Below are 17,589 nucleotides of genomic sequence, written 5' to 3'. Positions count from 1 at the left end.
TGACGAAGTAGGTAAGTTTGGGTAATGAGGCGCGCCAGACCGTGGTGCAACAACGTGAACGTATGATCGAGGTACTCCGCGGCTACGGGAGCACCTACGGTGAGGTAGGACGTCGGTTCGCAGCCAGTCTTGGCTTGCACCACACGGATGCGTCCGCCGTCATCGAAATTCTTGCTGCCGAAGAGCGCGGAACCCCGCTCTCCCCCGCTCGTCTCAGAGAACGAGTCGGCTTGACTGCCGGAGCGACGTCGTCGCTGCTGAATCGCCTCGAAACAGCCGGTTACGTGATCCGCTCGCATGAGCACGCCGACCGCCGCATTGTCACCCTGCATTCAACCGCCGAAATACAGAAGGTCACCGACGATTTTTTCGACCCTCTCGGTACGCGGATCGACGACGTGATGAGCAAATATCCAGATGACGTGCTACTGCAACTCGAGGAATTCATCTCTGAGCTTCGATCGACCATGGAAGCCTACGTTGGCGAGAAGACTGACAGCTAGAGGTTGGGTATGCGCAAACCTCGCATCCGAACTCATGCTGCGGACTGTGACGGTTTAGAAGATAGCCCTGGTTTCCCGATGATGGGCCGCCAGAAGACACGCGCCGTACTTTACCGCGAAGCGTTCCCTGCCCTGGGGCGACATCCACAGTGTTCAGGCGGACCGAAGGCCATCGGGGACAATAATGGACCGGATAATCAAGTCGTCATCTTCAGAATCCGCCATGGTTGTAAACGAAATCTCCTCCTACCACCGTTGCTACGGCTGAGACATCCTGGGTTTGTTCGATGCCCAAGCCCACGATGTCTTGGTCAAGGATGCTCAGGTCGGCGTCCATTCCGGTGGTCAGCGTACCCAAGTGACCCTCGTCGTGGGTCAGGTAGGCGCTGTCCGCAGTCAGGGCATGCAATGCTGCACGTTGGTCAATTCGCTGTGCCTCGCCCAGAACTGAGCCACCGCTGGTCTGCCTCGTCACCGCCGTACGAAAGGTAGCCAAAGCATCCATCGGTGTTATCGGGCAATCCGAATGCATGCCGAAGTGGAGGCCACCGTTCCGAGCGTCCCGCGTGGGATCGATCCTGGCAGCACGTTCGGCCCCAATGAAACGATCGCGATGACGGTCGCCCCAGTAGTAGACGTGATTGGCGAAAATGGAGGCCACCGAGCCCGACTCGACCAGCGACGAGATGTCTTCATCCGATGCCATCTGCAGATGCTCCACCCGGTGCCTCGGATCGCTCTGGTTCGAGCTCCCGTGCAAGGCGGCAAAGGCCCCTGCCACTGTAGAGATGGCACGATCGCCGTTGGCATGGACCGCGCATTGGCCGCCCGCGGCATCAACGTGGCCCAGGAGTTCCACCAATTCTTCGGGGGAATACAGCAGTTCTCCGCATTCGGAATCTTGACATGAATATGGCTCTTTCAACGCGCCCGAAAGCCCCTGGATCGATCCGTCCGACCAGAACTTGGCCCCGGCTACCCGATATTTTCCCGACGCGGGACGGGTGAACAGGTCGGGCGCGCTTTCCACATAGCCCTGTGCGAGATCTGCCCTGACATAGCCGGTCACCCTGAGGGGGATCTTGGAATCTGCGGCCAGCTTCCGCCACGCCTGAATCTCCAGGTCCCCGGCCATGATGCCGACGCCGAGGTCATGGATGGATGTCATGCCGCGTTGGACGCCCACGTGAGCCGCGTAGAGAGCCGCCTCTTCAACATCGGATGCCGAAGCCTGTGGCATAGCGTCAAGGACCGCGTGCACTGCCCCCATCTCCCACAACAGGCCGGTCAATCTTCCGGATTCATCTCGAACAAAGTGCCCGTTCGCGGGATCTGCCCGATCTTCATGAATGCCGGCGAGCTCAAGAGCGAGGGAGTTCGCCACAACAAAGTGCCCTGAAATGTGAGAGACCACCAAGGGGACCTCACGGCTGACGGCATCCAGGTCGTCTCGGTGAGGATGGCGGTTTTCGAGCAGCATGGTGTCGTCATAGCCCCAACCGCGAAGCCACTTGCCAGTGGGCACAGTGGCCAGGTCTCGTCGCAATGCGCCCTGGATATCTGCGATCGAACCGTTCAGGGGGCTCCGGCAATCAGTCCAGTTCCTGGTCAGTCCGAAGAACACGGGGTGAACGTGGGACTCGATCAGCCCCGGGACCGCTGTGGCGCCGTCGAGATTGACACGCCGCGGCGCCGCCCCGGCTGTCGCCTCAACTTCCTCCAGCGGCCCTGCGCCGATGACTTTGCCTTGTTTCACGGCAAGGGCCTCTACGGGATCGCCCCAAGCATCCAATCGAATAGTCCCGTTGGCGAAGATAGTAGCTGACATTTAAGAAGCGCCCACTTTCTTGGTCGTGTGACTTGCATCGGAAGGTAAAGTGCGCCGCCGTGCGGCGAGGGACCGGGAAGCGGTTGCGGCTGGAACCACCAGTCTCCCGATGACCAGCACCAGCAAGTTCGCCGCGAGGGCAGGAACGCCGATGTTGAGCCCACCCAACGTGGCTCCCGAGAGGTAGATCCCGACGGACGCCAGAGCGCCCACCGCAAGTCCGAGGGCCATCACGCCCGGCCGGACCCGGGTCGGGAAAATCATTAGCACGACGGGAACGATGAACTGAGTCAGCCCGTAGTAAGAGGTGTTGATCAATGTCCCCATGATGGTAGGGACAACGAGAGTCAACACAATGGAGACTGCCAGGTAAACGAAGATCACCACCTGCGTCAGGGGCTTTTGCTTGGCTTCGCTGACATGGGGCAAAACATTTCTGGAGAACAAAGTACCAATGACCAATGCTGAGGCCGCAAGAACCACGATCGCGCACAGAGCCGCTCCGCCGGCGACCAAACCCACCAGCCAGTCGGGCAAGAGCTGGCGTGCCACCTCGATGAAGGCCAGGTTGGTGTCCGCCCCGGTCAGGCCGGGCACCGCAGAAATCGCAAAGAAAGAGGTCAGCAGGATGAACGGGTACATGAGCATATAAAGCGGCATCGCGATCTGGGTGCGCCTGATACTAATGGGCGACTTGCCACTGAGCACAGCCTGGATCACAAACGGGAACATATAGAAGCCCAAGGTTTGGAACAAGAGAGTCGAGATGGTGCTAACCATCGGCGCCCCGCCCGGGATTGTGGTGTGCGCTGAGCCCAGGTTGGCATCGGCAACGATGGTGGCAACGTTGGGGACCTTGTACAGCACGAAACCGGCGACTACCAGGATCACGGCAATCAAAGCGAAATCCTTCAGGAAACTGACGAAGGCTGGCGCCCTGATCCCCGACAGGAGAACGAAGACCAGGGATATACCTACCCCGATAAGCACCGTAGCCAGTGGCGTCAAGCCCAAACCAAGGCCGTTGAGAGCAACCTCCAGGCCTGTCAGCTGCAATTGGGCCCAAGGCACCAGGAAAATAACGGCGATCAAAGCGGCCGTTAGCTCCAATGAGCGGGATTTGAAATGCCCCCGAAAGATGTCCGGCAAAGTCATGGCGTTGTACATGCGTCCGGCTTTCCACAACAAAGGCAGCAGAAAATAACCGATGGGGTATCCCAAGAGGATGTAGCCCATGAACCACACCGCGAAACCAACACCGTTAGCGTATACGCCTCCCGGAAAACCGATAATGGTACCGATGGAGTAGACCTCTCCCACAACCATGATGAACACCATTACGGAACCGAAGCTTCTGCCACCCACCATGAAGTCCGCGGTCGACTTGCCGGCACCGACGCGAGAATACAGACCGATCGCCACGGCGAGCAGTAACACCACCACAAACATGACAATCGTCATGAAGACACCTCCGAGACCGGGTCTTCAAGTTCGTCAAGCTGGTAGTCCGCGTGCTTGTCGAAGAGGTGCCAACTCATCCACATTGCGAAGCTCATCACCGGGAACATCACAAACATAAACAGCAGAACCAACGGTATGCCGAAGACTGTGGCGGTCGATCCGCCGAGCACTAGAATTCCGACCGTCACAATTATGGTTGGTGCAATTAGAGCGATGACCACACTCGCCATCCTGGGAATCATTGCCTCTCCTTTGAAGTGGACCGTGTCACATTATTCTGGCGCCTGCTGGCCTGCACAAGGGCCAGAATGCTGACCATTTACCATGCCAGAATGAGAACCGGCCTGTTACTCTCGACACATGGCTAGAACACGGCAACAGATGCCGAAGGATCTGACGTTGGTTCAGGCCCCGCCAGGGACGCCGTTGCACCTCCGTGTCCGCCGGACGGTGGAGGGTTTCATCGCTTCTGGCATCTGGCCCACCGGCACAAGGATCCCCTCAGGGCGCCACATTGCAGAGATATTCGGCATTTCCAGAACCACCGTCCAAGTTGCATACAGTGGGCTGCTCGAGGATGGGTTTATTGTGGCCAAACCACGATCTGGATATTTTGTCAGCCACCACATCAGCCCTATTACCGTTGGCCACGACGATGATTCCGGCCCTCATGGCACCTGCCGCGAGGTCGACTGGGTTCAGCTGGCTTCCACAGCAGCTCCGCCACTGCCTGAATTGGACAGGCAGCCGCGGTGGTGGACGTACGACTACCCCTTCGTCACCGGTCAACACGACCCTATGCACTTTCCTACAGCGGCTTGGTTACGGGCACTCAAGGCCTCCTTGAGCAGTGATGAGCACCGTCACGCCAGCTTGGACGATGTCCTTGTGGACGACCCGTTGCTGTTGGAAAACATCTGTCAGCAGATTTTGCCGGCACGGGGGATTTTTGTTGAACCGAAAAATGTACTCGTGACTCTGGGCAGTCAACAGGGACTACAGCTTCTCAGTGAATGTCTGTTGCATCCAGGTGATGCCGCGTTGGTGGAAAGCCCAGGTTATATGGATGCCCGTCACGTCTTCTCGCGGGCGGGCGCCAGACTCGGATCCCTTCCCGTGGACGACGAGGGAGCCGTTCCGCAGAAGTCCTATTCGCACGCCAAATTGGTCTATCTGACGCCCAGTCATCAGCATCCCACCAATGTCACGTTGTCGGCCAAGCGTCGCCTTGACTTTATCGCCGATGCCGTACGGCACAATTTCATCATTATCGAGGACGATTACGACTCGGAATTGCGCTATGAGGGACAGCCCTCCCCTGCCATGGCGGCTTTAGACCCCAACGGGCGGACCATCTACCTTGGCACCATGTCCAAGGTTCTGGCTCCAGGCATCCGAATCGGCTTTTTGGTTGGGCCGGAGCCTCTCATCACCATCTTGCGAAGAATCAGACGATACCAACACAGGCAACCGCCTGGACAGATTCAGCGGGCCGTTGCCTTGATGTACCAAAGCGGCGATTTCAAGGCGTCATTGCAGTCATATAGGCGAGCGTTAAATACTCGATGGCATACCGCAGCGAAGATCGCTCGCGAGGTGTTCCCCGGCAGGCAAATGCTCCCACCAGGAGGCACCGGGCTTTGGCTCAAAGCTCCCGATCACGTGGACACGAGGGAACTGCGACACCGAGCCAAAAAGCAGGGAATTCTATTCGATTCCGGCGAAAAATATTTCGCTGAACCCCACCCCGACAATTGCTATTTACGGATCGGTTTCGCGTCCATTCCCCATGAGCGGATCGAATCCGGCATCCTAAAACTTGCGCATTTGTTCGATAGTTCACGTCCTTGACCGGACCAGTTGTACCTCCTACAGGCCGAGGGACCTGGGGCGCAATGCCCCACAACCGCTAGCAAGCCCAGGGGGATCTGAGACGCCAGGAGAAGATCGCTACACCCCGTCAAGCCGTTGAGTCACGTCTGTTTGTGCCCTATATACATAGGTACCCTCACCGCATTCGGCCAAGGGCGCCATAGGAGAGCGCATTCCATGAGAATCATCCGAATTAACTGTCGTCAGAGTATTGAACGAATCAAGGGGTCGGACGACGAGCGTGGCATGGTTCGTTTTCGGCGTCAGACACACCAATTAGTAATGAGGGCCGATTTTCCCACCGACATCGACGGCGAACCTTGGGCGATGGATGGACGAGGCCCGGCGGGTCGGCACGGCCCCGTTCCTCTTCGCACGTGGCAACGTCCTTGGCCAGGGGCGGCACCGCGGGCATCGCGTTGACCAGGATCACCCGCCAGAGACATCCCTCATCAATTGCGACAATCGACCGTACATAAAACAAAGTGCATTCACGTGGAATCAAGTTCGCCAGGGAGTCATTACACATAGTTTTACTGTGGAACAAAATTCGACTCGTATGGATATCAATCGCCATTGCCCGCCGAGACCCAGCTCAAATCGACGTGGTTATTCGATTGCCGAGCCCGAATCAACGGGAAACTCTATCAGTCATCGACATTCCCCTGACGGTTCAGTACTATGCTACTCGTGTCAACTCATTATGGAGAGGGGGTAAGATGACAGCCCAAATCGAAAACCAGAATATCGATCTTGATCTTGGTATTGACAATTTGGAGAGCCTTGAGGCTCCCGGATTCTGGAGCACCGCGGCCGGTGTCGGAGCTGGAACGGTAGTCGCCGGAGCCATTGTGTACGGCGGAGGCGCACTCGCGCTCACCTAATCACCCCTAATGCCAACAGTCAGTTGAAATTCGGAGGGAGGTGACACGAATGGCCACTGCAATGCCAGCAAATGAACTCATGCTCGACATCGATGACCTCGAATCCCTGGAGGCTCCCACTTTCTGGGACGGTTTTAAAGTAGGTGCCGGTATTGGCACCGCTGCAGGAGCGGCATACGTGGGCGCGGCTGCGGCTATCGCAACCTGAATGCCGACCGAGTACAACTATGCCAACCGGGCGTGAGGATCATTCCTCACGCCCGGCTCATGAGGAGCTCCACACTGTGACTTCCAGATACCGGGTCCACGGTGACCTGCACAAGGCCGAAAACGCCGATGGCCAGCCAGCATATTGGGTCCTCGTGTCCGAGTCAGGAAAAATCCAGAGACTCGGGTACGACATCGGATATCTCATTCAACACCTGACGGCTGGCCCAGAGGAGTTTCCCCTCGACGCGAGATGGGATGAAGCCACCGTTCGGGCCTCCACTGAGAAATTGGAAAGGCTCGGCCTGATCGTCCCGGCTTCACAACCGGCACCGGGCGATCGCCCCGGTCGGGTGCGTCGCCTTCCTGGTTTCCGAATTCAGCTCCGTGTCATCCTCAATAGCCATCGCCTGGTCGGCCCCCTCGCAGTTAAATTGCGTCGATTACCAGGTCGTTTCTACTTCGGTTGCGCCTTGTTCCTGATGGTCGCCGGTTTGATCGCACAGTTCGTCGTAGCACGCAGAACGTTCGACTTCGTTACCCAACAGACCGGCCCATCGCAGGTCATCGGCATTCTCGCCAGTCTTCTCGTCATCAATGTTCTCCACGAATGCGGGCACGCGCTCACACTGGCGTGGCAAGGAGGAAAGCCACGTTCCATGGGTTTTCTCCTGATCTACCTGATGCCCGCCTTCTATTGCGACGTATCCGCAGCCTGGGCTCTTCCGCGCCGCAGATCACGCGTATGGGTTGCCGCCGCCGGACCGCTCACGCAGGCCTCCCTCGCCGGAATCTTCAGTGTGCTGGGAGCCGCATTGAGCTCACACAGTGGAGCTGTTCTCTCCACCATTGGCATCGCCGCTTTTTTCCAGGCGATGGTCAATTGCTACCCCTTCCTGAAATTCGATGGGTATGTGGCCATCATTTCCGGTTTGGACCTTCCGTTTCTTCACCAGCGTTCCATGACCGCGTTCTCATCGACCTTGGGAACGCTCCTGTTCGGAGCCCGAGGGAAAGCACCATCGCACCAACCTCGCCTGGTCGCGTTCGGCGCCGCCTGCATCATTTCCATCTTTGCGGCTCTCACCTTCGCCGTACTGTACATTTCTTCCCTTTTCGCCTCGTTGCCCCTCGCGCAGGGCTTGATCCTCTTGATGTATATCTTCTGGGTCCTATCCGTGATCGTTGGGTGGGCCCGACGCGAACTCGTAGCGGCTCACCGGCGCGGTTCTGTTCTGACCCGACGGCTTGCCGGTCTTGTAGTCGTCGTTGCCGGAGTCTGCGCAATGGCTTGGATTCCGACACCTCAGCACGACGCAGCCATATGGTGGTCCGAGGGCAACACCGTTCATCTCAGTGGGAGCGCCATCGGGGAACCTCCCGTGGTGGCCGACCGTACCTACCGTTTGCGAAGCAATGGACTGCTGCCCAAGCACTGTGCGGAGATCCAAGGATCTTTCGAGAAATCGGGCCAGATCGATTTCACGTCCGCATTCGTCGTCCCCCTCCCGGTCCAGAGCCCCGGGTCTGTCGCCGAGACGCCCACCTCGCCTACGGCGCTGAGCGGTTGCACCGGAGGTACTGCCACCACACTGAAGGGAAACACCCCGTTGTGGGCCCACGTCGCGAATTACTTCAGTAGGTAGGCGGAAACCATGTTCGTTCCCGATGTCGTGGTCGTCATCCCTACCTATCGGCGAGGTGACGCCCTAGCAAAAACGCTCGCCTCCGTGGCGGCCCAATCATACGAGCGCTTCACGGCGAAGGTAGTCAGTGATGGGCCCCCAGATGAGGCGTTCCAGGTCATCGCCGCGAACATGGCAGACGACGATCGCTTCGAATTCATGGTTGCACCGAGGAAAGGCAGTGCAGGGCTCACGCGGCAATACGGGATTGATCGCAGCGTCGCTGCCTCGATTGCGTTGCTGGATCACGACGACACCTTCCATGAAGACTGGCTGGCAGCCGGGTTGGAGAGACTCGAGAAGACAAACTGTTCGTGGGTCGTGGCCAGCGCGGTATACGATCGGGGGCAAACTACGGAGCCGCCAGGTATCCCCCTTCACCAGATCACCTGGTCACCCTCGTTACAAACCCTCAATCCTCTTTTCGAACCCAGCCGAGTGATTCTCACCCGCGACGCCGCGAACATCACCGGGCCGTGGAGCGACAAGCCGTGGGGCCTCGAAGACTGGGACTACTGGTGGAGGATGACGCATCAAGGGTTTGTTCCGGAATTTCTCAGTGCAACGCCGAATACTTTGACTCTCCACGACGAGCAGCGCAGGCATAGCGTAGTTCCCCGATACTTCGCACCGGTAGTTCGCGGAGAAGACAAGAAATGTCTACAAGACATCCAAGAAAAATATCGTGATCCTTCCGAGTGGGAGGCCGTGAAAAACATCTTCTATCAACACGTGGCAGTCATGATGGCCTACCCGTCCGCGCAGAAATTGTCGGAGCTGGACCCCATGCAATTGCCCCGGCCGGTCATGTCGAGAGACCATACCGGCTGGTTTCTCGGCATACCGGTACCCGTGCTTTCGAGACACCACGCCCACGAAATTTCCACGGTTTTACGGACTGATTGTGGCATGGCCGAACTCCTCGAGCCACCGGGGACTGTTGATGCCAATCAGACGACTCGATAGGCTTTGTCCGAGGTAAAAACCAAGAATTGTCCACGGAGGACTGCATGAAATTCACTCAGAACACGGGAGCAATCAGCGCGGTATTCATCGCTATGGCTTTCATCGCCGCGATTATCGTAGTTTTTTCGGCATCGACTGACGCCGTGGTGGCCCCGCTCATTGCGCTTGCCGCGGTGATCGTCGTCGGTCTAGGAATAGTCTGGTACCTGGCTCACCGCCCCTCCTGATCGAGGGCCCCACACCTGACTCTTTCGAACCGGTCCAGGAGCGTCGCACGGCAAGGCCATCAATCCTGGTCACATCGTGTGAACATGGCGCCAAAGCTGATCGGGAACGCCACGCGTCACCGCGAGCACGTGCCCCTGAGGACAGGCCGGATGTGCCGAAGCGACGGACCTCCATTCACCGCAGGCGCAGTCTCCTCCCCCATACAATCCAGAGCCTCCACAAGGCTCAATGAGATGACCGCCTGACGTACGCCAATTCATAAGAAGCCCGTTTTCAACCTGCCGTATTCGGGCAGCGCACCGCGATCAACTGAGCAACCGAGTATGCCAATCCTCCAGCCACAGATCTGAATACCGGAGGCTTTTAAGAGGCTCATTCCCTTATTCGGCCCTCAGGGTCATGGCAGAATTCGTGTACCCATTGTTATTGCTGAAGGAACCATGAATACCGAACAATATCTCCTCGAATTCTTCAAGGGCGTCGATCTGTTGGGCGGCTCAAGCGGCAGGGTCACAATCGACCTCCGCGATAAGGACCCCCACATCACGCTGATCTCCTCCGATGGTGAGTCCAATATCTTCCCCCTCGAAGCCGAAGATGGACTGGAGACTGCGGCCGAAGTTGCGATCGGTGGGGAACTGCTCGTGCAACTGGAGAACTACTCAGGGGCCGAATTCATCCCGATTGTAGGCCCCACTATTCTGCGCGTCCTCGACGGGGATGACGCCGCAGAGTTTCTGGAACACCTGCAAGAATTCAAGGAATCGGGGAGCATTCCGGAACTTTTGGCAAATCCTCTCGTCCAAGTCGCCGACCAATGCGGTCTCGGAAGAGGTGACTGCGGCGGGACGAGTCGTCGGGACATCACCGCCGAAGACGGCACGCAGCGCACGACACCAGTCGGGCCTCCGTTTGATGCGGCAAAAGAGTGCACGTGGAATTGTTCTCCAGATCAGGAAATGACCCGAGAGCTGATCCACGCGGGCGCTGCCCGGTTCCTCGAAATCGTTGACGTTCGCCGTGCGCTCGGTGCTCAGACCCGCAGCGATATAGAGATGAGGGCCGCCGATGGTGACTATCTCAACGGTTCGGAGGGGTCCGCCATTCCTTTTCTGGTTGACGGAAAAACCATATCCGTGGACCCTCGCACAGGGAAGGTGTCTCGTGAAAACTCGTGATGTCCCGGTCGGTTCCGAAGAGCCGGCGACACCCAGGAGAGCACAGTGATCACCGATTTCTTGCGTGACCGTGGTTTCAGATTCGACGAAATGTACGGGCCCATGGGTGCGGCCATTTACGCCGCCATGACTCGGGAAGATCACGCCGAACCATCCGCGATTCTGAAGTTGTTGGGAAGCAACCACAGAATCCTCGAGCTCGCATCCGGGGACGGCCGTGTGACTCTCCCTCTCCTTGCACGAGGTCACCGGGTGACGGCGCTCGACAACTCTGCAGAGATGCTCCGTCTCCTGACCGGTAAATTGTCTGGCAAAGCCAGGCTCGCCGCGAGGCTGACAGTCCAAGAAGCCGACATTCTTCACGATCCCATACCGGGAGCTGACTTCGACGCAGCCCTCATAGCCGCATCGACCATCACTCTCTTCTCCCGTGAACAGCGGATCAACCTCATGCGGCGAATGCGGGAGGCGACCACAGCGGGCGGAAAAGTCATAGTCACGCAATTCAGCCCCATGGGCGAGGGGCGCCACGATTCCCTGATCCTGTTGCCCGAGATCGATACGGTGGCTACGTTCAGCGTTGAGGCCGATCCAGACCAGCGTAAGCGGGACGTCCTCATCATCCCCCACACTTTCCAGGGCGAGGCCGTATCAAAAGTGGCCCTCACCCACTCCGTAGCCGTGCTTTCGCCGGATGAAGCAATCGAGGAAATGCGGGAAGCGGGATTCACCGATATTCATCGTCATCCCGTGGCAGATTCCGGGCCCTTCGGGCATACCACCATCATGGAAGGAGAAGCCTAAATGACCCGCCAGACCAATCCCTCATGGCCAGGGCTCACGACATACGGCGACGTCATGGACGATTCCAAGGTCGCGGTTCGTGCACGCGGCAATCGGATCACATTCGCCGATGGCAAGGAAAGAATCTGCGCCACCAGTGGTCTGTGGAACGTGAACTTCGGCTACTCCCGTGAAGATTACACTCACGCAATAGCGGAGGCGTCCGGACAGCTTTCTTTCTACCCTTGCTTCCGTTATTCCTCGGAGTTCGCCGAGAAGGCCTCGGCCGCCCTGCTCCGAACGCTCGGAACAACGTGGAAGCGAGTGGTTTGGACGACAGGTGGTTCCTCGAGTGTCGAAGCGGCCATCAAAATTGCTCGCGTCTACTCCCTGCTGAAGGAGGAGCCGGCACGTCGAAAAATTGCCTCGGTAGGGAATGCATTCCATGGAATCTCCATTGGCACAATGTCCGTCACGGATGAAGACATCGACAAGCGTTTCTACGGAGTGTCACTGTCCGACCACCTCAAAGTCGAGCTCGACGATCCGGACCTTCTGAATCGGTTGGAACGACAAATCCCTCGGATCGCGGCCGTGCTAGTGGAACCCGTCACGGGCACCGGAACCGTTCCCCTCTCATCGACTGCCTTGGATAATCTGAGCCAGCTTCAGAAAATGGGCGTCCTGGTCATCGCCGACGAAGTCGCCACGGGCTTCGGCAGGGTCTCGAACGTGCTGGCCTCCGACGAATGGGGATTTCGGCCCGACCTCCTCGCGGTATCGAAGGCGCTGACCAACGGGGCCGTCCCCGGTGGCGCCGTGGTTCTGGGAGAGACCGTGGACGCTTGCTATTCCGATCACCCGCAGGTCGGTATCTGGCACGCGGAAACCGGCGCCGGACATCCGCTCGTTGGGGCAGCCGTCGCAGTGACAGCATCTATTTTTGACAACGACCACGAGCTCAAAGAACACGAGAACGTCAGACGCGAGACCACGGAGTTGAGCCGGTCAATTGTAGAAGACGTCCCCGGCCTGGAAAGTGTCGGCTCGGGGGCTTTTCAGACGATCCAGTACTCCCCCGACTCGAACAGATCCATCGATGTTGCCGGGCTAGTAGATGAAATCAGGCAGAACGGGGTCGTCGTTCATCCTTCGGTCCGGGGTGTGCAAATCGTTCCACCCCTGATTTCGCCGGTTGAAGACCTCGAAAGGATCTTTGAGGTCACCCTGTCGGCGATGACGACGCATCGGACGTGAACTCGCGCGAACGGGGCGTTATTCTGGCGGACGCCCACCTGCTCAATACGAATCCCTACGCTCAGGAAATCGCCGAGAAGTATCCGGCAGTTCGGCTCATCGGCCCGGAGAGCGCCTTGGACGAAACGATCAATGCGCTGCGAGGAGACGCCTTGCAGGGGGCCCTCCCGATCACAGCCATGGGAGGCGGGGCCGTGATGGATCACGCCAAGTTGGCGTGTGCTGTGCTGAACGGCAATATTTCGATTCGAGCGCTCAATTCCTCCGCGCGTTCGCCCCTCTTGTTCGCGAAAGCCACGAATGACAGGATGCGGGCACGTCTGTGTTTGCTTCCGAGCACGATCGGCACCGGTTCTCACGCCAGCACAGTCGCTGTCCATCGGTCCGACTCCGGACGCAAGAAGCTGATCATCGGTGATTCACTCAAAGCTTCAACGTACGAAACGGTCCCTGAGCTTTTCCGTAGCCTGCCGTTGCGGATACTTTCGGACGGGATTCGGGAGATCTTCTATAGACTCGTCGGGCCACTCACCATGGAGAGGACTGAACCGACGCCCTTTGAGTCTCTGGTCCTTCACAAAACTATTGCCGTTGCCATGGGAGAAGATCCACGGAATGACCTGACGACGTGGCTTGAGCTCTCCGGCAAACTGCACCACCGCAATAATCGATCTGTGACCGGATCCTTCGGCCACCGCATCTGGTATCTGGCACATGAGTTGTCCACGACGGCGGACACCACCAAAATGCAGGCGACGGATTACCTCGTCCCGCGTCTCTGGGGGCGGCCCAACGGTGAGACCAACCGATTCGTCGACCCCGACGCCCTGGAAAACCTGAACCGGCACATCCGCCACGCTCACAAAGACTTGGGGACCGGCAGCAACGAGATCGATAGCTCCGGGAACCCTCTTCTGACTATTGCTTCACGCCTCGGGGCAGACTCGTCAGGATGGCACCCTGCAGAAACTGATCTTCGACAAGCCTGTGGTACGTGCAGGAAACGTTGGGGAAGCATAGTCGCACCGGGCGAGGACTGGTCCACCGACCATCTGGCGGACATGCTCGTATCGCAGGAGTGAGGCAACCCTGGCCGGTCCGTGGCCCGCGCCAACGACGCGACCTCTGCTCGAGCACATGTGCGAGATGCGAACACTGGTTAGGGATTCGGGCCGACTCGGTGTGAGCTGGCACAAATTCAGGAGGGAAAGTCATGAGTGATCGTTCGGTGGACGTGGCAATTATAGGGGCAGGCCCAGCAGGACTGATGCTCGCCCACCTATTGCGTCGCGAAGGATTGTCCACGGTCAACGTCGATTCCAGGTCAGAGGAGACAATCCACCGGACCCACCGGGCAGGGATTCTTGAGCACGGTTCCGTCGAAATGCTTTCCCACGAGGACCTCGGCTCACGTGTTCTGACCGAGGGCCACAGGCATGACGGTATCGATCTGCGCTTTGGCGGGCAATCCCATCGTGTGGATTTCCAAGCATTGGTGGGAGAATCGGTCTGGCTGTACCCGCAGAATGAGCTTTTCTACGACCTCTCGACGGCGGCCCATCGCCACGGGATGGACGTCCGCTATGACGTGACCGAGGCCCGGCCGGTGGACGTCGAGTCAGATCGTCCGGGGATATATTTCGTCGACGACGGCGAAATTCCTCACGAGATTCGCTCACGCTACGTCGTCGGCGCGGACGGCTCCCGGTCGACGTGTCGCGCGTCGATTCCTGAAGATCTCCGACGCCATTACGTAAGTGAGTATCCGTTCGCGTGGTTCGGAATCCTTACCGAAGCTCCTCCGAGCGCCCCCGAACTCATTTATGCACGGTCTCCGCACGGTTTCGCGTTGATCTCACAACGCAGTGCCGATGTTCAGCGCATGTATTTTCAATGCGATCCTGAAACGGATCCGGATTCCTGGAGCGATGAGGATATTTGGGCCGAGCTTCAGAAGCGTGTAGACGGTCCGGATGGTCTGCGGTTGAAGACCGGTCCGATTTTCGACAAATCCGTGCTGAAATTCCGTTCCTTTGTGTGCGATCCCATGCACCACAAGCATCTTTTCCTCGCTGGCGACGCCGCCCACACCGTCCCGCCGACCGGAGCGAAGGGCCTCAATCTGGCGCTGGCCGACGTAGGCGTACTCGCTCCGGCCCTGGCCGTCGCGGTTCGTGACAAGGATGAGCGCCTGCTCGAGGAATACTCGGACACGGCCCTGGCCAGGGTCTGGAAGGCACAGAATTTCTCGTATTGGATGACTGGTATGTTGCACCAGGAGCCGGACGAGAATGAGTTCATTGCGGCTCGGCGATTGGGAGAGCTGCGCGCCGTTGTCGATTCACAGCACGGCAAGGCGTTCTTGGCCGAGCAGTACACCGGCTGGCCGGACACGCCGTCGTCCGCTATCTGATGGGCAGACAGCCATCATGGGGATCCCACCGCCCTTCTGAGTGGCGCAATATTGTGGTTTTTTCTTCCGTCGGTCAAACACGAGGCATCGCAAGGCCGGCAGTCAGCCGATCTCGGCACACAGGACCTTGATCCCTGCGTCAGCCCTCCGGAGGGGGACCCACTACCTCGACGTCGAGCTCCGCCTGAACCTTGACGAATGCCTCAGCGGGGAATTCCGGCTCGCCCCCGTTCTCCAGCTGGACTCGGGCATCCGTGGGAGTGTTCATGTAGTCAAAGAACTTTTCGAACACCCCGGTGGTCAACACACCGAGCATCTGGGTGTTGTGTCCCGTGAAAGCAAAGGAATGAATTGTGCCGGCGGGCGCATGCACATAGTCTCCACGAGAAAGAACAAGCTCTCGCTCGTTGACGTTCAAAGTGACGTGACCATCCAGGCAGATGAAGTTCTCGGTGTGAAGACGGTGGAAGTGCCGAGGAATATATGGCGCCTTGGCTCCCCGGGTCTGCACTGCTAGGAACTGATTGTCCGTGTGCCTCGGCCGGCACACGAAACTGTTGATCTGCTCAAATTGCTCCAACCGATCCCCTTCACCGTCCTCCAGGGAAAACGCCCGCATCTCTTGCGGGAGGCGGGCGAAGCGAGGTCCGAGCTCGGCGAGGTAGTCCCGTTTATAGAATGTGAACCCGCAGGCTTCCGGCTCCTCATGAGCAATTCCGGTGATGCCGTCGCTGACCCGGAAGGTGTGGGAGGACGAGGATGAACCCAACCTCCGCGCCGCTCGCAGCAAGGCGTCTGAAGAGGAATACACCAAGGCGGAGTTGATAAGACCTTCAGAGGCGAAGGACCAGGGAGTATCCGCGGGGATGGTTGCGCTACCGCCTGCAATGACTTCCCGACGACCGTCCATGAACCACAGAGTCAGTCGGCCCTCCATGACGTGCACGAAGGTAGGTCCTGGAACGGAGAAGAAAGGCGTGGCCGGGACCGTTCCGGAACTCACGCGAGCCAGGGAGAACACGCCACCGTTGTCTTCGGGACGGGACATGACGGTCACATGGTAAGGACCCAGCTGGAGCTGATTCCCCTCCCCCGCGGCCAGGGCATAAGGGACGGAATCTCCGGGAAGCGAGTCCAGGACGGGGACCAGACTGTGACGCTTTTCTATGATCTCTTCCGGGTCTGGAGTGATACTAGCGGGGATAGCGGAAGTGGTAGTCATCGTAGAATTCCTCTTTCGATAAATAATGATGTGCTCCAGGCCTGTGTCCTAGCGCAAGTACAGTGCAAAAAACCGAAGGATCATCTCATGGTCAGCCGCAAGGTTTCGGAGCTCAAACCGATTTCGTGGACTCTGTGCAATCCGGAAAGCTGTCCGAGGTTCTCTCTCGAGCCGCCCGTTGTCCAGGCGAACGTTTGGGCCCAGTTCAGCGACTTCCCCGGGGTTGAGGAAGCCGTGACCGAACCCCTCGATGAGCACCAGGGTTGATTGCCGTCCCGCCTGTGCGAGGTGAGTGTGCAAAGCGATCGACTGTCCCGGAGGAACCATGCAGTCATCTGTGCCGTGCATGATCAGAAAGGGCGGGGCTTGCGCTGCGTCCTGGTGGACCGGGCTGGCGGCGGCAGCCCATTTCAGCTGATGATCGTAGTTTTCTGGGGAGGTAGCGGCTCCGCCCAAAAGATCCTGCTCGGGCGTCGTTACCGGCATGTCCTGAGGTGTTTCGGCCCCCATGTAGGCGGGCAGCAATTGCTCGATTCGAGCGGGACCATAACCTTCCATAACGCAACTGACATGGGTGGGAATGTCCCGATAATCCGTCGGAACGGCTTCAGCGTCGGTGTATTTCAGGTCGCCCTTAAGGGCAGTCATGGCCGCGATATGCCCACCCGCGGAAGAACCCCATAAGCCAATCCTTTCTGGATCAAGGATCAAATCCACATGATGCAATCGGAGGAATCGGATCGCCTGCCGTAGATCATGAACCTGGGCGGGATGTGGATGGGCTGGCGCCAGGCGGTAGTCAATACTGACCATCGCGAAACCTTCAGCAGCGAAGTGTTTCGGAAAATCTGGCCTCGCGGTTCGGCTCTGAAGACGCCATCCGCCACCGTGCAACCATATGATCACGGGCCAGCCTTGAGGCGGTTCCGGTCCCTGCGGACGAACCACATCCAATTTCAGATGAGGGTGACGTGGAGAAAAGGGGAGAGTCTCGATTTTGACGTTCATCAATTCCCTTGGCTGGTATCCGGGCCCGGGTGTTCAAGACTTTTAAGGCCCACCGAAACGCCAGCTATGGTCTCACGGTACACTTCCCCTGGCC

17 protein-coding genes are annotated in these 17,589 nt (G+C 58.4%); 12 read left to right on the top strand and 5 right to left on the bottom strand.

The genetic code is table 11. The features are described from left to right. Nucleotides 1-62: 62 nt before the first annotated feature. Nucleotides 63-503, top strand: coding sequence for a MarR family winged helix-turn-helix transcriptional regulator (locus tag EWR20_RS05170; protein ID WP_129359581.1), 441 nt, complete (start codon nucleotides 63-65; stop codon nucleotides 501-503). Between the two features lie 211 nt (nucleotides 504-714). Here EWR20_RS05170 and EWR20_RS05165 read toward each other — a convergent pair whose 3' ends face one another. From EWR20_RS05165 to EWR20_RS05155, 3 genes are read right to left on the bottom strand one after another with little or no spacing between them, the layout of a single operon-like run. Beyond that, nucleotides 715-2,331, bottom strand: a complete 1,617-nt coding sequence (locus EWR20_RS05165; protein WP_129359580.1) for an amidohydrolase — start codon at nucleotides 2,329-2,331, stop codon at nucleotides 715-717. Then, nucleotides 2,332-3,792 (bottom strand): sodium:solute symporter family protein, encoded by a 1,461-nt coding sequence (locus EWR20_RS05160; protein ID WP_129359579.1) that lies wholly within the window; start codon nucleotides 3,790-3,792, stop codon nucleotides 2,332-2,334. After that, on the bottom strand, nucleotides 3,789-4,034 hold the full coding sequence (locus EWR20_RS05155; protein ID WP_129359578.1) for a hypothetical protein: 246 nt from the start codon (nucleotides 4,032-4,034) through the stop codon (nucleotides 3,789-3,791). Before EWR20_RS05155 ends, EWR20_RS05160 begins: the two co-directional genes overlap by 4 nt. Nucleotides 4,035-4,152: 118 nt before the next feature. Here EWR20_RS05155 and pdxR point away from each other — a divergent pair, with 118 nt between their 5' ends. From pdxR to EWR20_RS05110, 11 genes are all read left to right on the top strand, one after another. Then, on the top strand, nucleotides 4,153-5,643 hold the full coding sequence (gene pdxR / locus EWR20_RS13190) for a MocR-like pyridoxine biosynthesis transcription factor PdxR (protein ID WP_129359577.1): 1,491 nt from the start codon (nucleotides 4,153-4,155) through the stop codon (nucleotides 5,641-5,643). 740 nt (nucleotides 5,644-6,383) lie between these two features. After that, nucleotides 6,384-6,548 (top strand): daptide-type RiPP, encoded by a 165-nt coding sequence (locus EWR20_RS12660; protein ID WP_165000961.1) that lies wholly within the window; start codon nucleotides 6,384-6,386, stop codon nucleotides 6,546-6,548. 49 nt (nucleotides 6,549-6,597) lie between these two features. Continuing rightward, nucleotides 6,598-6,756, top strand: a complete 159-nt coding sequence (locus EWR20_RS12655) for a daptide-type RiPP (protein WP_165000960.1) — start codon at nucleotides 6,598-6,600, stop codon at nucleotides 6,754-6,756. A 76-nt stretch (nucleotides 6,757-6,832) separates the two neighbouring features. Further along, nucleotides 6,833-8,401 carry a site-2 protease family protein gene (locus EWR20_RS05145; RefSeq protein WP_129359576.1) on the top strand — a complete coding sequence of 523 codons (1,569 nt, stop codon included), beginning with the start codon at nucleotides 6,833-6,835 and terminating at the stop codon, nucleotides 8,399-8,401. A 9-nt stretch (nucleotides 8,402-8,410) separates the two neighbouring features. Further along, nucleotides 8,411-9,406, top strand: a complete 996-nt coding sequence (locus tag EWR20_RS05140) for a glycosyltransferase family 2 protein (RefSeq protein ID WP_129359575.1) — start codon at nucleotides 8,411-8,413, stop codon at nucleotides 9,404-9,406. Between the two features lie 44 nt (nucleotides 9,407-9,450). Beyond that, nucleotides 9,451-9,633, top strand: coding sequence for a hypothetical protein (locus tag EWR20_RS05135; RefSeq protein WP_129359574.1), 183 nt, complete (start codon nucleotides 9,451-9,453; stop codon nucleotides 9,631-9,633). A gap of 441 nt (nucleotides 9,634-10,074) precedes the next feature. After that, the gene (locus EWR20_RS05130; protein ID WP_129359573.1) at nucleotides 10,075-10,812 is read left to right on the top strand and encodes a hypothetical protein; all 738 of its coding nucleotides are present in this window, start codon (nucleotides 10,075-10,077) and stop codon (nucleotides 10,810-10,812) included. A gap of 45 nt (nucleotides 10,813-10,857) precedes the next feature. Beyond that, nucleotides 10,858-11,616, top strand: coding sequence for a class I SAM-dependent methyltransferase (locus tag EWR20_RS05125; RefSeq protein WP_129359572.1), 759 nt, complete (start codon nucleotides 10,858-10,860; stop codon nucleotides 11,614-11,616). Further along, a complete protein-coding gene (locus EWR20_RS05120; RefSeq protein WP_129359571.1) occupies nucleotides 11,617-12,852 on the top strand; it encodes an aminotransferase class III-fold pyridoxal phosphate-dependent enzyme in 1,236 nt (411 codons plus the stop codon). Then, nucleotides 12,849-13,934, top strand: a complete 1,086-nt coding sequence (locus tag EWR20_RS05115; RefSeq protein WP_129359570.1) for an iron-containing alcohol dehydrogenase — start codon at nucleotides 12,849-12,851, stop codon at nucleotides 13,932-13,934. Before EWR20_RS05120 ends, EWR20_RS05115 begins: the two co-directional genes overlap by 4 nt. A gap of 131 nt (nucleotides 13,935-14,065) precedes the next feature. After that, a complete protein-coding gene (locus tag EWR20_RS05110) occupies nucleotides 14,066-15,265 on the top strand; it encodes a 4-hydroxybenzoate 3-monooxygenase (RefSeq protein ID WP_129359569.1) in 1,200 nt (399 codons plus the stop codon). Between the two features lie 139 nt (nucleotides 15,266-15,404). Here the strand turns inward: EWR20_RS05110 and EWR20_RS05105 are convergent, their stop codons facing one another. Both EWR20_RS05105 and EWR20_RS05100 read right to left on the bottom strand, forming a co-directional pair. Next, nucleotides 15,405-16,487 carry a cupin domain-containing protein gene (locus EWR20_RS05105; RefSeq protein WP_129359568.1) on the bottom strand — a complete coding sequence of 361 codons (1,083 nt, stop codon included), beginning with the start codon at nucleotides 16,485-16,487 and terminating at the stop codon, nucleotides 15,405-15,407. Between the two features lie 48 nt (nucleotides 16,488-16,535). Further along, the gene (locus EWR20_RS05100) at nucleotides 16,536-17,495 is read right to left on the bottom strand and encodes an alpha/beta hydrolase (protein WP_129359567.1); all 960 of its coding nucleotides are present in this window, start codon (nucleotides 17,493-17,495) and stop codon (nucleotides 16,536-16,538) included. Nucleotides 17,496-17,589: the final 94 nt, after the last annotated feature.

It is taken from the genome of Rothia uropygioeca (genome assembly GCF_004136585.1).
Classification (GTDB): domain Bacteria; phylum Actinomycetota; class Actinomycetes; order Actinomycetales; family Micrococcaceae; genus Rothia.
The sequence above is the reverse complement of the archived record's forward strand: the minus strand, read 5'-3'. Positions and strand labels throughout refer to the sequence as shown.

What these genes read in the sequence shown, in the direction of transcription:
- EWR20_RS12660 (WP_165000961.1), top strand. Translation starts at nt 6,384, where the DNA reads ATGACAGCCCAAATCGAAAACCAGAATATCGATCTTGATCTTGGTATT.
- EWR20_RS05160 (WP_129359579.1), bottom strand. Translation starts at nt 3,792, where the DNA reads ATGACGATTGTCATGTTTGTGGTGGTGTTACTGCTCGCCGTGGCGATC.
- EWR20_RS05135 (WP_129359574.1), top strand. Translation starts at nt 9,451, where the DNA reads ATGAAATTCACTCAGAACACGGGAGCAATCAGCGCGGTATTCATCGCT.
- EWR20_RS05155 (WP_129359578.1), bottom strand. Translation starts at nt 4,034, where the DNA reads ATGATTCCCAGGATGGCGAGTGTGGTCATCGCTCTAATTGCACCAACC.
- EWR20_RS05105 (WP_129359568.1), bottom strand. Translation starts at nt 16,487, where the DNA reads ATGACTACCACTTCCGCTATCCCCGCTAGTATCACTCCAGACCCGGAA.
- EWR20_RS05110 (WP_129359569.1), top strand. Translation starts at nt 14,066, where the DNA reads ATGAGTGATCGTTCGGTGGACGTGGCAATTATAGGGGCAGGCCCAGCA.
- EWR20_RS05100 (WP_129359567.1), bottom strand. Translation starts at nt 17,495, where the DNA reads ATGAACGTCAAAATCGAGACTCTCCCCTTTTCTCCACGTCACCCTCAT.
- EWR20_RS05165 (WP_129359580.1), bottom strand. Translation starts at nt 2,331, where the DNA reads ATGTCAGCTACTATCTTCGCCAACGGGACTATTCGATTGGATGCTTGG.
- EWR20_RS12655 (WP_165000960.1), top strand. Translation starts at nt 6,598, where the DNA reads ATGGCCACTGCAATGCCAGCAAATGAACTCATGCTCGACATCGATGAC.
- EWR20_RS05140 (WP_129359575.1), top strand. Translation starts at nt 8,411, where the DNA reads ATGTTCGTTCCCGATGTCGTGGTCGTCATCCCTACCTATCGGCGAGGT.
- EWR20_RS05120 (WP_129359571.1), top strand. Translation starts at nt 11,617, where the DNA reads ATGACCCGCCAGACCAATCCCTCATGGCCAGGGCTCACGACATACGGC.
- pdxR (WP_129359577.1), top strand. Translation starts at nt 4,153, where the DNA reads ATGGCTAGAACACGGCAACAGATGCCGAAGGATCTGACGTTGGTTCAG.
- EWR20_RS05130 (WP_129359573.1), top strand. Translation starts at nt 10,075, where the DNA reads ATGAATACCGAACAATATCTCCTCGAATTCTTCAAGGGCGTCGATCTG.
- EWR20_RS05170 (WP_129359581.1), top strand. Translation starts at nt 63, where the DNA reads ATGATCGAGGTACTCCGCGGCTACGGGAGCACCTACGGTGAGGTAGGA.